Source organism: Caldibacillus thermoamylovorans, assembly GCF_000751775.1.
GTDB classification, from domain to species: Bacteria; Bacillota; Bacilli; order Bacillales; family Caldibacillaceae; genus Caldifermentibacillus; species Caldifermentibacillus hisashii.
Genome location: NZ_CCRF01000038.1, coordinates 32,863 through 48,730, shown reverse-complemented (window position 1 = coordinate 48,730; position 15,868 = coordinate 32,863). Strand labels below are relative to the sequence as shown.

The 15,868-nt window shown below is 36.7% G+C and carries 10 protein-coding genes; 3 read left to right on the top strand and 7 right to left on the bottom strand.

Going from position 1 to position 15,868, the window contains the following annotated elements; genetic code table 11:
• Nucleotides 1-777 carry an ABC transporter ATP-binding protein gene (locus tag BT1A1_RS05415; protein WP_034768887.1) on the bottom strand — a complete coding sequence of 259 codons (777 nt, stop codon included), beginning with the start codon at nucleotides 775-777 and terminating at the stop codon, nucleotides 1-3.
• A gap of 412 nt (nucleotides 778-1,189) precedes the next feature.
• Between BT1A1_RS05415 and BT1A1_RS05410 the strand changes: the two genes are divergently transcribed.
• The gene (locus BT1A1_RS05410) at nucleotides 1,190-1,585 is read left to right on the top strand and encodes a (deoxy)nucleoside triphosphate pyrophosphohydrolase (protein WP_034768884.1); all 396 of its coding nucleotides are present in this window, start codon (nucleotides 1,190-1,192) and stop codon (nucleotides 1,583-1,585) included.
• Between the two features lie 20 nt (nucleotides 1,586-1,605).
• Here the strand turns inward: BT1A1_RS05410 and BT1A1_RS05405 are convergent, their stop codons facing one another.
• Nucleotides 1,606-4,413 (bottom strand): DEAD/DEAH box helicase, encoded by a 2,808-nt coding sequence (locus tag BT1A1_RS05405; RefSeq protein WP_034768882.1) that lies wholly within the window; start codon nucleotides 4,411-4,413, stop codon nucleotides 1,606-1,608.
• A 481-nt stretch (nucleotides 4,414-4,894) separates the two neighbouring features.
• Between BT1A1_RS05405 and BT1A1_RS05400 the strand changes: the two genes are divergently transcribed.
• On the top strand, nucleotides 4,895-5,077 hold the full coding sequence (locus BT1A1_RS05400; RefSeq protein ID WP_051989020.1) for a DinB family protein: 183 nt from the start codon (nucleotides 4,895-4,897) through the stop codon (nucleotides 5,075-5,077).
• A gap of 91 nt (nucleotides 5,078-5,168) precedes the next feature.
• Nucleotides 5,169-5,588 carry a ribosomal maturation YjgA family protein gene (locus BT1A1_RS05395; RefSeq protein ID WP_330939312.1) on the top strand — a complete coding sequence of 140 codons (420 nt, stop codon included), beginning with the start codon at nucleotides 5,169-5,171 and terminating at the stop codon, nucleotides 5,586-5,588.
• A 112-nt stretch (nucleotides 5,589-5,700) separates the two neighbouring features.
• Here the strand turns inward: BT1A1_RS05395 and BT1A1_RS05390 are convergent, their stop codons facing one another.
• The 5 genes from BT1A1_RS05390 to BT1A1_RS05370 form a co-directional block, all read right to left on the bottom strand.
• On the bottom strand, nucleotides 5,701-7,758 hold the full coding sequence (locus BT1A1_RS05390; protein ID WP_034768881.1) for a catalase: 2,058 nt from the start codon (nucleotides 7,756-7,758) through the stop codon (nucleotides 5,701-5,703).
• Nucleotides 7,759-8,141: 383 nt separating this feature from the next.
• The gene (locus BT1A1_RS18185) at nucleotides 8,142-12,563 is read right to left on the bottom strand and encodes a coiled-coil domain-containing protein (protein ID WP_034768880.1); all 4,422 of its coding nucleotides are present in this window, start codon (nucleotides 12,561-12,563) and stop codon (nucleotides 8,142-8,144) included.
• Complete coding sequence (locus BT1A1_RS05380; RefSeq protein WP_034768879.1) at nucleotides 12,547-13,290, bottom strand: DUF6063 family protein; 744 nt, start codon at nucleotides 13,288-13,290, stop codon at nucleotides 12,547-12,549. Before BT1A1_RS05380 ends, BT1A1_RS18185 begins: the two co-directional genes overlap by 17 nt.
• On the bottom strand, nucleotides 13,271-14,791 hold the full coding sequence (locus BT1A1_RS05375) for a hypothetical protein (protein WP_034768878.1): 1,521 nt from the start codon (nucleotides 14,789-14,791) through the stop codon (nucleotides 13,271-13,273). Before BT1A1_RS05375 ends, BT1A1_RS05380 begins: the two co-directional genes overlap by 20 nt.
• Nucleotides 14,773-15,804: a Wadjet anti-phage system protein JetD domain-containing protein gene (locus tag BT1A1_RS05370; protein ID WP_375293561.1), complete on the bottom strand. Its 1,032-nt coding sequence runs from the start codon at nucleotides 15,802-15,804 to the stop codon at nucleotides 14,773-14,775. Before BT1A1_RS05370 ends, BT1A1_RS05375 begins: the two co-directional genes overlap by 19 nt.
• Nucleotides 15,805-15,868 lie beyond the last annotated feature (64 nt).

Here is a 15,868-nt window from a genome sequence, read left to right as displayed (position 1 = left end):
TTACACCTCTTGAACGAGCGAAACGAATCTTCTTCCAATTTCTTCATGGTTATGAAACCCGGTTAATTGATTGAAAATTTCTTCCAGTGTTCCGCCCTGTTTCTTTTGTAACTCGGCAAAAGATCCATCTGCAACAATCTGTCCGTCATTCAGCAAAACAATACGACTGCTGATTTTTTCAACGACATCCATAATATGAGATGAATAAAAAATCGTTTTTCCCTGTGCAGCCAGTTCAGCCAATATTTCCTTAAAGACCATAACACTATTCGCATCTAACCCGTTAATCGGTTCATCCAAAAAAAGCAGCTCCGGATTATGAAGAAGGCTTGAAATAATCAGCAGCTTTTGCCTCATCCCTTTTGAGTAGGAAGCAATTCTCGTATGAAAAACCTCGCCAATGCCAAACAGATCCATTAATCCTTTGGCCTTATATTCGACTAAGTCATGGTTTAGCCCATATAGCTCGCCAACAAATGTTAAATACTCATAACCTGTTAAATTATCATAAACATCGGCCATCTCGGGTACATACCCAATTTTTTTCTTATAGCTAATATCACCATTAGAAATATCACGGCCAAATATTTTTATTTCCCCGGAATAATCCCCTTCCAAACCGAGCAAAATCTTGACCGTCGTACTCTTCCCCGCACCGTTTGGACCGATATATCCGATAATTTGCCCACGGTAAACGTGCAGATCCACCCCTTTCAAAACTTCCTTCTCTCCAAAATTTTTACGCAAATTACGAATTGATAAGACTTCCTCACTCATGAATATCACCTGCTTTTCTTAACTTTATAATTATTTTCGGGATAAGGAAAATAGGCCTTGTCCGTTTATTTTTCATATTATTTGTCGATTTCCTCCGATTAACATATAATTTTGGAAAGCCCTCCTTGTGGCAAAGGAAGCGGAATTTGAAAATTTACATGGCCTCCCTATAATTGGAAACCTCATGAGTTTGAAATCTCCTTACTTATTTCCTGTATAAAACATATCCTTTAGTTTATTTTGGATTAGTACTCTAATCATAACATTGGATTAGTACTCTAATCATAACAAATAATCAGTGTTTATGCGGCTTTTTTATTGCTATTTTTATTTTTAACCACAAATATTTTTAGGTACGAAACTAAGAGTATATTATAATAAATATATCTAGTTTTTTATGAGGAGATTTATTATGAAAAAGAAAATTAAAGTAGTTGCAGGCGTTATAGAAAATGACCAAGGTGAGATTCTTTGTGCATTAAGGTCACCGAAAATGTCAATTTCAAATCATTGGGAATTTCCCGGTGGCAAGGTCGAAGCGGATGAGGATGTTTTTACGGCACTAAAGCGAGAAATAGAAGAAGAATTTAAATGTAAAATTGAGACTTTTGATATTCATAATGAAAACATTCATGAATACGAAACTTTTATTATTCATTTAATTGCAATAAAGGCAAAAATTATTGAAGGAAATCCTGTACCAGTTGAACATTCAAAATTCATTTGGCTAAAAAAGGAAAATCTAAATTCACTTGTTTGGGCACCCGCAGATATCCCAGCAGTAAAATTATTAATGAATGAAAAGTAGTCTTCTCAAATACGAGAAGACTATACCATTTGTGTAAATTCAGTATATAGATTGGCAGGAATTTCATGCTCCAGTTCAAGTTTTACTGTAATTGGCTTTTCTCCTTCATAATGAACCGTATTCCCCTTACCAATGTAAATATACGGTTCTGTTTTTCCATCTATTTCCCGATATTTCCGAGCAAATAAATGAAGATGGATACCCCGCACTTGATTGAAAATAATACTTTGCCCTCTTTCAGAAGATTGTGCCGTGCTATTTGGGGTTTGCCATTGAAAATACCGCCTATCAATAAATTTATCTTTGTAATTAATACTTTCTTTAATATTAGCTTCTTTATGCAAATCAATAAAAAGAAAATATTCATTTCCATTTGTTAAGAGACCGGATCCTCTAAACGAACTGTGTACTTTGCGATAATTTGATAAAAGGGCGACATCCATCATTTGATATTGTTCATATAATTTGAAATGAGGTACACCATAATAATCCCGTTTGAATTCCTTCTCATATCTAAATATGCCATAATGAATGACATCTTTTATATATTTACGATATTGGTCATGTTGAAGGACAAGATAAAACATTTCTGTTCTTGACACTTTACCATTTTTAATTTCAAGAAGTTTGGCACCCCGATTAATTTGTCCTCTATCACAATAATCCTGGTTCAACACTTCAAAAGCATGGCGAATACTATCGTCATCAACCTTTTCAACGTGTTTTAAAATCTCGCTTTTTGCCTCTTTCATCGTAATTTCATGTTGCTCAAGCAAAATTTTAAGAATAACCAACTCATAGATTCGCTTTAAAGGTAGTCTTGCTGACAAATCTTTTAAAGTTCTTTCAAAGGCATCATTCAGTAATAATTTTTTGATTCCTTCTTTCTTCTCAGTTTTTGCAAGGAAGTGTAAATAGGTCTTTTCTCGATTAATAAATTTTACTGGATCGGGTGCGCCATCATATTTTAAATAATCCATTAAAAGATAAGGAATTTTCCTTTGATTCATTTTTTTAAATTCAAAATACTCCTCACGTAAATATTTTAATGAATTAAAATTTTCCCGATCAATTTGTTCGAGAATGCGTTCTTTCGATATTTCATCCATTTGAATATGAGTTGCACCCGGCATATTGGCAAATCCTGTAGACACTGCCACTTTTAAGCTTTCTTTATCGTAATAACGACTTCCATTCAAAGCTATTGCAATTAAGAAAACCTTTGAGTGATTGCCAATAAAATCAAGAACCGTCAAAAATGACTTACTTTCATGCTTTCTTAATCCCCTACCTAACTGCTGAATAAAAACAATAGGAGAACTTGTCGGCCGTAACATGAGGACGGTATTAATTGAGGGAATGTCCACTCCTTCGTTAAAAATATCTACAGAAAAAATAACTTGAAGTTCATCCTTATCATCTTCTAATCGATTAATAAAATAAGTTCTTTCATCAGGGGAATGTTCACCATGTAAATAGACACTAGGATAACCTCGCTTAGTAAACTCATCAGCCATATACTTTGCATGTTCGATACTTGCGCAAAACCCTAAACATTTTCGTTTGTCCCCATCATGACTATAAAAATTCATTCTTTCAATAATGAAATCTACCCGTTTATTTACATTTAACCGCTTTGTTATTTCGGCAATATCGTCAATATCCACATCACTTAAATCTATCCCCTCAATATCTGTAATTCCAAAATAATGGAAAGGGATAATTAAATTTTCTTCTAAAGCCTCATGTAATCGAACTTCAATAGCCACATTATTATTAAATAGTTCAAACACATTCATATTGTCACTACGTTCAGGTGTTGCGGTCATCCCTAGCATAAATTTTGGGATGAAATAATTCATAACAATTTGATAACTGGGACTTGTTGTGTGATGAGCCTCATCGTAAATAATATATTCGAACTCTTCTTTTCCAAATTCGTGATAACATCTAGAAAGAGTTTGAATCGTTGAAAAAATATAATCAGCATTCTTGTCTTTTGTATTTCCTGTTAACAATCCAAAAGTAATATTTTCATTGGGTAATAAAAATTTGAATGTCTCCAGCGCTTTCTTTAAAATTTCTTCCCTATGAACGACAAATAGTAGTTTTTTAGGCTTATAATTTTTCACATCAAAAGCTGACATATATGTTTTTCCTGTTCCAGTCGCAGCAATAACCAACGCTTTCGATTCTCCATAATTTCTCAATCGCTCAAGGCTTTCAATCGCCCTTTTTTGCATTCGATTGGGAACAATATAATTTCTTTCAAATGTTAATTGAGACATTGGCCTTGACTTGTTTATTGTCTTTAGGAAGTTTTGATATTCGTTTAAAAATTCATCAGTTGCTTCTTCACTTATTTTCCACAAATAGTTATATTCTTTTAAAACTTCTTTTATAAAATTCGATTCATTTTTGGAGACAATTTCAACATTCCACTCAATATTACTTTTTAATGCACTTTGCGTAATATTTGCGGATCCAATGATTATTTTAAATGTATCTTGATATTCAAAAATGTAAACTTTTGTATGAAACCCTTTTTCATCAAAATTATGAAATACCTTTAAGTCTATATTATTAAAGGTACGAATTTTCTCTAGCGCCTTGACCTCGGTGAAATTTAAATATGTAGAAGTAATTATTTTTCCTTTTATCTCTCTATACTCCGCTTCTTTTAAGGAATCTAAAAGTAACTGAAGACCACTGAAATTAATAAAGGCCACACTAAAATAGAAAGATTCACACTCATTTAATGATTTGATTAATTCATTTAGTAAATTGCCATTATTAGAATTTACAATTAACCGTTTATCTGTTTCCATTTTAAAACCCCTACAAAGTTATTCAATTATTTTTATTTGATCATCATTTACATTTCCCAATAAATCACAATAAACAATTGTTATATATAATATTAGTGTAATCACTTTCTTGTTGTCGTTCCATACTTTTTTCCAAACATCTGTTACTTCCATTATAATTGAATTTGGCAAATACTAAAGCCATATTTCATTATTCATTTATGAAAACTTAAGCAAAATTTCATAATTTATATATATTTTGACTCACAGATGCAATATTTTGTTCAAATGAAACAGATTAAAATTATATTTAAGAAGCTATGGTGTAAATATTTACATAAACAGAAATTAATTGAAACATTTGTTTGGTTATGATATAATATTTTTGAAAATTCGAATCACGATTATGTTAATATTATACTCTGTAGCGTTTATGTAAAGTTGCCAAAAGAAAAAGAAAGACGGATTAACGATTTAAAAATGCTGTTTGAAGGAATTATCATTGGAGGCGATTCAATATCGCGGGGAAATTTTAAGTCTATTAAAATCATTTACTGATGAAGATTTCATGAAAGCACATGAAGATGCAGACGGAAATCTATTTACTATACATCAATATGTTAACGATTTTATTTGGCATGATCAACATCATATTGGACAGATGAAAAATTTTATAAGCAATTAGTATACGACGGTGCCTGACTGGAGCAGGCAAAGGATTAAGGTGATTAGTAAATTTTACATAGTGGGAATCTCAATATCGAAGGGGAATCAAATTGCATAAAAAACAAATGTTTATGAACCGTTTTACTCATCACCCGCGATTCACTTATTTGATTGCTGTGGTGATTACCATCTTATTAGGACTAGCATCGAGGAAGTACAGTCAGATGCTCCCATTATTTATTGCAGAAAATGCCGGGGATACAATTTGGGCTGGGATGGTGTATTTCGGTTTTCGGTTCCTATTCGTGGGAAGGAGCCGGTTAACAGCTATTATTCTTAGTTTTTTGTTTAGCTATACTATCGAATTTAGTCAACTGTATCAAGCAGTTTGGGTTAATCAGATTCGGGGGACTGTACTGGGCTCATTAATTTTAGGGAAAGGATTTCTTGTTGTGGATTTGTTTCGATATACGGTAGGGATCATTACTGCAGCTCTTGTAGATAGGGTCTGTCTCAACTGTTTCATGTAAGAAGTGGCTAAGGAACTTTGATGAGCGCAGGAGTTATAAGTGCGGTCTTCCTCAACTATTTACATGTACGAAGGGACAGACACCTTTAGCCGGGTCTAGCTTGTACCGTGGGTCAGACCCGTTCCCAAAATCGCCTCTCTGCAATGACAGTAATAAATTCATCTTTAAAGTTCGGATTATTTTTAGCAAATACAACGCCCAATAAATTATTTTCTCCCGATACCGGAAGATATTTCTCAGCATTCGTTGCAACTCCGATTGGTTTATAATGTTTATATACTTCCATGGAAAAATTCATCATCTCTTGGTTGAATTTCTTTTCTCGTTTCGAACTTCCTCCAACAACATAAAGTGCATCATATAAATTCGGGTTTGTTGTTAAAAAAGTTTGGCTGACAGTGATTTTTGTTCCGTCAACTCCAGTTATTGTTCCCAGCTTTTCACTAATAAAATCTATAAAGATGCCGTGTTTCTTGAGTGCATGAATGATATCCCCTACTTCTTCATCGTCAAAATTATGACCTATCAAAATGCCAACTCTTAACGTTATTGGATATTTCGTCGCATTTGCTATACTTAAGGATGGGAAATAAGATGTGACTGAAACTTGGTTACCTCCGCTTGGTGGCTCGACTCCTACATAATCAGCTATCATGGTGGCCATTCCTGCATCCACATGGCTAAGCATTTGTATAGCTTTCTCACGAATTGAGTGACTTTGAACTTTACTGAGTTGAAAACAAAGTGCTTGAATCAAATGCTGTTTTTCAATAAACGATAAACTATTCCAGAAAATTTTTGGCTGAGAAAAGTAATCTTTAAATGAATCAGGGACAGCTTTAACTTTATAGCCCTCGACCTTCTCCGGATAATGCGTATAGCCGCCTTCGCTTGGATGAGATGGAACTGGAAAATTATTGGCCAGAGAATTTTTCTGGTAATTTACTCTGTCAACAGAAATGAATTGCTTCATATATCCCCCTTGCATATAATTATGAACCGGGCAAACCGAACGATTAATCGGGATTTCATTAAAGTTTGGGCTACCCAGTCGATGCATTTGTGTGTCCCTATAGGCAAATAATCTTCCTTGTAAAATCGGATCATCTGAAAAATCTATTCCCGGAATGACATTGGCCGGATTAAATGCCACTTGTTCTACTTCTGAATAATAATTATCTACATTCCGATTTAAAGTCATTTTACCAATAACGCCTACAGGGACAACCTCTTCCGGCCATAGCTTTGTCGGATCTAAAATATCGAAATCAAATTCAGCCGATTCCCCTTCTTCAAGTATCTGCACACCTAGTTCATATTCAGGGAATGCGCCGTATTCAATCGCATCCCACAAATCCCTGCGATGATAGTCGGGATCAATACCGGCAATGATTTGTGCTTCATCTAACAATAAAGAATGGACACCAAGGACAGGTTTCCATTGAAATCTGACATATGTTGATTTCCCACTTTCATTTACAAAACGAAATGTATTTATACTAAACCCCTGCATCATTCGCCAACTTCTTGGAGCCGTTCGATCTGACATTGCCCACATAACGAAATGAGTTGATTCCGGATTGTTCACAACAAAATCCCAAAAATTATCATGTGCAGAGGATGCTTGCGGGATATCATTATGGGGCTCTGGGTTCAGTGCATGAATCGCATCCGCAAACTTATAGGCATCGTGGAGTATGAAGACCGGTACCGAAAACATTAGTAAATCATAATTCCCATCTTCCGTATAAAACTTAGTTGAAAACCCACGTGGCCCTAGTGTTGTATCACTCGACCCTTTATTTCCTTGCAAATTTGAAAACCGGACAAAAACAGGCGTCTTTGCCCCACGTTCTTGAAGAAAACAAGCTTTTGTATATTGCTGCATTGATTTATAACATTCAAACTCGCCATGCGCCCCAAACCCTCTTGCCTGTACAACTCGCTCAGGTATCCTTTCATGGTCGAAATGCATTTGTTTTTCAAAGAAATGGATATCCTCCATTAAATTTGGACCACGAACTCCTGCTTTTAATGTATATTCATTGTTGGAGATCTTTACCCCTTCATTAGACGTTAGCCTCTTTCCTTTATTGGTAACACGGAACTGATTGAGTTGATCTGTTTTACGATTCCCACTCAACTTCTTGAAGTTCTTTGAATCACCCATGGAATCCCCCTCATATTAGTAAATTTCCATTCTCTAAGTATACGTATGCCAATAGGGAAGTCCAATATTCACTTCAGTCCCTCCATTACCACTCCGCAGTTCTCACTTATCAGCCCTTCAAAGATCGCTTCGATAAATGCAACTACCGGGGCAAACAAACATATAAAGACCCGACTTCACAAAACAGAAGCCGGGATAAAACAGGTACATATCAGAGAGAGCAAATCCGATAGTATTTTTCTCAATGTTGTTCTCAAAAGATAATAACCAATAACCCTTCCATCCTTATCACACGAATACCTGACGTTGTTCTCAAAAGATATTTAACTATAAACCAATAACGCTACCCTAGCTTGGGTTGTCCTTTATCGGTCGCATCCACCCTACATATCAAACAAACTCAACTGTTCTGTTTGACCGAGTCGCTCGATGACGACCGGGTCATGGTCTTGGAAGTATGCCCGGTGTAACCATTGCTCCTTCGTCATCACTTGTTTGTTATTATCGTTCGATTCCCTTAACCGGCAGCTGTAGATAATCGGGAAGTAATCTTGTAAAAATTTCCCTTCTGCATGGGCGGTCAACGTAATGATTTGGAAACCTAATTGTTCGGCAACAAAAAAGACCGGACTTAATACGTGATCGCTTGAAGCTTTACCAAACGGGTTGTCCAATATAACGGCCCGATGAAGTTTTGTGTTGGGGCGATTTTGTTTTTTCTTTTCCGCTACATAATTTAAAATCCCTAAAAATAATGTCATATTTTTACTCCATTTTTCCCCGCCGGACCAGACATTACTTTGTTCCCATGAATACGATCTTGTCGTTACCTTGTTTTCATTCGTTACTTTTCGGCAGCTTACTTTCATTGCTTCATTCTTCATAACGTTTTGCAAGAGTTGCTTCGATTGTAACCACATTTCAATATCTTTTCTTATTTTCATATCATCTTGACTGCCATCCGGTTTGACATAGCGTTCTGATTCTAATTGAGTTAGGATCCATTCGATATAATCTCTGATTCGTTTTTTTCCTTCCTCTTCTTCCCATTCCGGAATCGAGAACGAATAAATGGTTTTCCAGTCATCCCCTACTTTGACCTTTGTTTTTCTTGGAATTTCCCGCAGTTCTTCTACAATGGTTGTTAAATGCGTATGAATTTGGTTGATAAATGCCTGAAGAGCGGCATCTTCTTTGCGAATACTTTCGTTGGCATAATTTATTGCTATTTCAATTCGCTTGACCATGTTTCGCTGAAATTCGAGTAATTCGTCATACGTATCTTTAAAATCGACGCCGTTTTCCGCCATTTTTCGCATCTTAAAGTCGGAAATGGTTTGGCAAAACTGTCTGAACGTTTGTTTCCCGTTTCCGACATTTTTATTTTCCCCGTCAACATTTTCTCGGGCCGACTCCAGTTCACGGATTATCGATTGAACAGACGGTTTTCGGTGATAGGTAAACGCCATTCTCTCATCGGCATTTAAAGGAGTCGCTTCAATATTAGGTGCGTCAAAATGATGTTTTTCAATAAAACGGTCCATTTCCCGTTCAGCTTCATTAATCGATTGTATTTCTTTTTGAATACGGCTCAGTTGCGTGTCAATAAATTGTTTCTTTTCGTCCAAATCCCGTTTTTCTTGTGCTAACCGGTCTTTTTCTTCATCGAGAGTGGCTTCAGTAAACTCGACTATTTCCACATCCGGATAATTCCGTTGAAACTGGTCAATCGTCAATTGCCATTTTCCTTTTTGCCCTTCTTTTGCCGCCAATTTTTCTGTTTTCATCTTGTCTAAACGTTTAACTTCTTTGGCTAATTGAACCATTAGCCGGCGTGTGTTTTCCATTAATTGTTCGCCATCACTCGGAAAAACTTGCTCTTCATTGAGTTGTGATTGCTCTTTCCGAAGTTCGTCCATATCTAATTGGACTCGGTTGATATTTTGAATGGCATTCTCCCGTCTTGCTTTCCATTCTCCGTAACTTTTACTGATTTTCTGCAATTTTAATTGAATCGTGTTCATTTTTTCTTGAATGGCCAGTTTACTTTCTCCGGTAAAAATCGGACTATAGGAACGCACAGCTCGATATTCATCAAGATTTTCATAGAATCTTAAACTAGACTCGAGATCCCTTTTTCGTTCTACCAGTGATTTTTCCTGCATTTGATAATCAGTCAACTGCCGGTTCCAACGGGTCATCTTTCTTTGAATATTTTCCAATTCATCAAGTAGTTGTTTTTCCTTTTTCTTCGCCTCTTCTATTTCACGGACGTATTGGAAGTATTCCATCGCCCTTTCCAAATTTCGTTCCAATCCCTGCATTTCTTCTTTGTATTCAGAAATCGTTTCAGTAATTTGTTTTCCTTTTTCTTGGCAGATCGCACTCTTTTCCTCTTCATTCTTGATTTTTCTTGACATTTCATCAATTTTACCAGTATGTTCGGAACGGGATTCATCTAATAGTTGGACTTTTTCAAACGGGTACATGGTAATAAATTGTTGGAAATCTCTTAAGCCTGTCTCCCATTTTTTCAGTTCTTGTTCTTTTGCTTCCCGAGTATCGGTTGCCACTTTTGCCCGCTCCTTGATTTCTGTTTTCCAATGGTCAAAAGCCTCTTCGTTCATTCCTTTTTGCCAATGAAGCGGAATCACCCATGTATGAACGTCATCCGTCATGATATCAACTGTAGCTGCTTCTTCCAACGTCATTACTTGGATTGGAAAATGCAATTGTTCAGCTGACATCTGCAATTTTTCTTGTAAGGCCGGTTTCGATTTATTCGTTGTGATGAGTGTAAGTGACCATAGTGGATAGGAACACTTTTTCTCGTATTCATGTTCATCAAGGGTTTGTAAGTACTCGACACCGGTAAGAAGATAGTCAAATTGGTTTTTCCACGATTTTATGTGAGAATCAATATAGGAATCGCTGAAAAACAGTTGCTGTTTGCCGTAATCGTCTACCAATCGGTATGCAATCCGTTCTTTATATAGCAACTCTTTTTTCTCTTTTGATAAAATATCAATCGACTCCTCAAGTCGAGAGAAAATTGATTTTTCCAGATCATAAATTGACTCAAGAGACGACCACCCGGGGCGGAGCAGACTTAATTTTTCAATAAGTATTCGCTGTTCATAATCAATTCTTTCCCTGTCATTCTCAATAAGGTTTAAAGAATTTTGCACTTGTTCCCGTTCTGTTTTCAGTTCATCAATTATTTTGCTGATTTCTTTTTGCTCATGTTCCAATTGTTTTAATTCTCCGGTTAATCGGATGACTTCTTCGTCTAAAAATTGATAACGGTCTTGCCAAAGTTTATATTCACTTTCCACCTTTTGTTGTTTCGGATTAGCAAGGAGCAATTGTTCCAGTTTTGCTAAATCCGTTTGACGTGTACGAATCTGATTTTCAATCGCAGCTGTTTCTTTTTGTTTTTCCGATTCGAGTTTCCCGGCTTCATCCAATTGTTTTTGAATCACTTCGATTTGTTCCTGAATCGGGTTCAACTCGTATTGAACTTGAGAAATTTCTTTTTTAATCTCGTCCATTGTTTCAACAAAGTAGCCGAGCAATGACCGTTTTGCTTCCTCCAGCTGGATTTCAAGGTCCTCCAATTCTTCTGTTTGGTCCAGCTTTTCGATTTCTTTTTCAATCATGGTTAATTCGTCTTGATAGTTCTTTAACTCCAATTTTAGTTTGGCGAGTTTTAAAGAATAATAGTCCCTGTTAACATTGGCCAACTCCTCTTCCCTTTGGCTAAAATTGGCATAAACTTCTTCATATTCTTTTTCCAGCGCCGTAAATTTCGATTTTTCTATGGCGATTTGGTAGGAAGCTTTTTTAACTTGGTAATGATCATAAGCTGATTGCCACTCTGCTAATGTTTGCATCATTCCATGGTGTTCTTCATTCATATTGCTTTTTTGCATCTGGATTTCTTCCCAAATGCCTTTTGCTCGCTGCTTTGTCTTGTCGTATGCAAGTTTTGCTATATGAAGCTTTTCAAAGGTTGCCACATACTTTTCCAACTCAGCTTGAATGCGTTTATTTTCTTCAATCGTTTCCTTTAATTTTTTATATTGTTTTAAGCTTTCATGTCGCTTTTCAAACATATCGGCAAACATTTTCGGATCATGACCGGCAATCGAGTTTTCCACTGTTGGGATTAACAGCCGGTCGAATAATTGATTCGTACTTTTACAATCATCAAAGAAAGCTTCTACACCGCCTTCTGAGCTATTGATTTTAACAATGCTATCCCATTCTTCGGCAATAATATGGTACTGTTCTTCAATGAATTTTCGATATTCTTTAATTGTGGAGAAGGTTCTTGCTAAAAAATTTCTGTCCCGCATGCCGCTATAGTAATCTTGCATTTCTCCTTTTTCCGCCGGACGTTTTCCATTTTTCCCTTCCCTGACAAACGGCATTTCCTCTATACTGTGAGCGTCACCCGCTCCGTACTCATACACATAGCGCAATGAATCCAGTCCGTCTTTTGTTGTAAACAGGGTAACCGCGGTAACGACGTAGCGTCTCGGTCTTTCATTAATTAACCATTCAATCGCAATATGGGCCGGTGCGTTTTCAAGAACTAATGTGTTTTTTATTTTTCTTTCAGCCAAGTCAGTATGGGGAATGATCGCCTGTAGGACCGTTTGAATAAAAACCGTTTTCCCGCCGCCGTTTTCAAGTAGAATTGCACCATTGTACCCATCAAAGAAAAACAGTTCATCATTATAGCGTTTCTTTCCCTCTTCATACACTACATTTGTTAGTCGGATTTTACTGATAGCCGGCATCTTCATTCTCCTTTTCAAAACCGTAAATAAATTCAAAAATCCCTTTGTTGAATTCGACTTCCATAAAGAACCGCTGAATAATGGTCATCGCCTTTTCAGTCAAAGTCACTTCATTATTACCGATATCTTGGATTAAATCTTGGTCTTTTAAAAATCTTCGTACCGTGTCGATAAAGCTTAATCGACTGATCGTATTTCCGGACTGTCGTTTGGCGGTTTCCTTAATATCATCCATATCATCCCATTTCTCGATGATTACCGTCCAATTATAAGAAAACTCTTTTTCTAGTTCTTTTAGCTCATCGATATCATGAGACTTCAGTTGGTCGATGCGGTCCTGGATAGAATGAACCCAGTCTTCCAATGACAGAAATTGTCTTGTCGGCTCATGGCTTTGATAGGAGTCATAAAAGCTGCCAAATAAGATTAATGTACAAAAATAGAGCAAATAAATGTCTCCGTTCGTTGCGCCAGACCGTAAATAATTTTTCTTAATCCAATCATTGGATACGTGGAATGGAGAAAGCCTTGTTTTTGGTACGAAGAAAAGTTGTTCACTTGTTTTAATGATGACACAATCGACTTCGTAACTAAATAGGTCTAGTAATGCGCGGATATCGTCATCGGCATTGTATAGTTGGACACTATCAACACCAAGTACACCGTCTCGCGCCAATTTTGTATACAGTTGAAAGGCTTGGATTACTTTACTCTCTGAATAGTCCATCGTCTGTCCCCTCCAATTCAAATGTCATATCCTGGATGGAATACCTGTCGACTTTTTGAATAATTATATTTCTTTCCGTTACTATTAACACCCGTCCGTTTAAGCTGGACAGTGCCTCACCAAGCACCGTTTTGCCGCTTGTTTCATCCTCGTTTCCGTTATGAACCGGTGAACGCTGGTGCAAAATCAGCCAGAAGTCGTAAAAGTATCTTTGTTGATAGATCTCCTCCATCCCTTGATTTTCCAAATAGGCAAAAAATCCGGATAATGTTCGAACACCATTGTTTTCATAGGATTGAAGAAACAGTTCCATTAATTCACCGTATTTTTTTGTAAGCCATAAACGATACGGATCATTGGTATTGTCATCGTTTACGTCAAGGAAATGATATTCCACTTTTTCCTCGCGTTCCTCAACCAGGTTTTGTTCCGCCAAAACAGTAAGGGGTGACCATGTCCGATTTTCCTCTACTTTTAAAAACGGATGAAGCAACCCTTTCATTGCGTCCATGGGCAGTGGTGCTGATACGACTCGTGACACTAAATCCTGATCAAAATTGAACGATTGCATGCCTGCATAATAAAGCGATTCCTGCGCTGTCATTAAGGTTGTATTTTTTAAATGAAAAGTCTGGTCAAGTAAGTGGGAATGCTCATAATGCACTTCTTCCAGTTCGCGGTTAATTTTTAAAATATAATTGTACGCATTTCGTTCTTTCTTATGGACATCTTGGGCATATAACCGTTCCCTTGTTTCTTTGACAAAATTACGCAACTCCTTAAATTCCTCGTCTTCCCGTTCGAGCCGGCCGTAAATATCATCGAGAAGCTGTTTGTAACGTTCAAAGGTTTCCTCAGATACTATGCTGCGCTGGATTTCATGTTTTAATTTCTCCATGCGGTCCTCAAGGGTTTCCACATCAATCCGCATTTCATTAATTTGTCTGAGGGCCCCTTTAAACTCGCCCTTTTCCAGCTGTTTTCGTAAAATTAATTGATTGATTGACAATTGAAACTCGCTGTAAAACTCTTTTGTGGCAAAAATCAGTTCCAGTCCGTCGTCATCCAATGTATAATACTGTGCATTTGTTTGCACATCAAAATTGTTTGCTTTTAGTATTGAATATTCGATGACACCCGTTTCCTTTTTTTCCCAATCAAAATATTCATAGCTTCGTTTTTTCCCATGTGTCGGTCTGAACGTTTGAATGATGGTCCGGGCATACTCTTCATATTTCTCGTCACGCAATATATAAACTTGATGGGTCATTTCTTTAAGAAAGGCCGCCAATTGCTTAACACCTGTTTTTGATTCACGAATCAGTTTATTTTCAAAGAAAAATAGTAAAGCTAAAAGACCAAGGCCTTTCATATCAATGTTTTTACCTTCTAAGTCAACTTCCCGTTTCCGTTCCAAATCGTATAACGGGTCAAAGAGGGCAAGCCTTCTCATCCGCTCCATGTAACCGGTCGTTATTTCTTTTAGATCAAGGCTTTCCAATCAGATTCCCTCCAAATCGCTTGCAATTGTTTCGATTTTAGTATTTCTTGCGGATAATAAGTTCCCAGTCGTAATAATTTTTGAATTTTGTCTTGATGGAGTTTAGAAAAATTTGTTAAAAAAGCTTGTAATGCTTCTCGATTTTCTAATTGGTAACCTTTTCCTTTTACCGGTTCTTGGGCTAAACAGGCAATGTAAAACGGCAATGCTAATTTTACCGATTGTCGCTTCGTTAACGAGTACCAAATAGACACACCTTCTCGGTCAAGGTCGCCAAAATAAAAAAACTCATGATTGGCTTCGACCGGATATTGAGCGGGAAATTGTTCAATGCTTTTAATAATTACTTTGCCGCTACCATAAATTAAGGTTGAAAATTCGGTATCCACGAGGGCCGGCAACAATCCTTGATACGTCGTTTTATTTTCAACAATAAGATGGAATTGGTTCTCTCTATGAATTTGTCCCGGATTAACCGCAAACATTAACGGTTCTGAAACCGGAATAATTTGTAACCGTTCATAAAGACCAATCCGTTCTAAAACTTCTTTTCCTCCCTTTTCGACAATCCATTTTTCATCATGTACCAGTTCAAAACTACGCTCAGGTGCCGGAACCGGTTCATTGGGGAAACCAAACGCTTTTAAATAATGATCGATTTTTTCAATAAAGGGAAGGTCTTGTTTCCATACGACCGGATCAATCCGGAAGTATTCATCAAGTAGTATGGCGGGATGCAATTTATTCCGGTATATTTGCAATTCTTGGTGATGGCTTGAGGCCAAAACACTTTTTTGAATACGGTACTGATAGGCGAGGGATGGAGTCCGTGCCGTCCGTCCTTTGGATTTTACCATTTCCAGTATCTGGTCCTTTTCCAATTGCAGAATGACGTCCGCAAACTCCTCATAAGTATGAACGAAGGATTTTGTCAATTCTTCTAAACGGGTTAAATCTATCATACGTTTCGGATAAACAGAGAGGATTCTTTTTAATTCTTCCAAACCTAGCACTCCTTTAAACTCACAACTTTTTCTTTAGGTACTTTTATTTTACTAAGGGATTGCGGAAATGTCA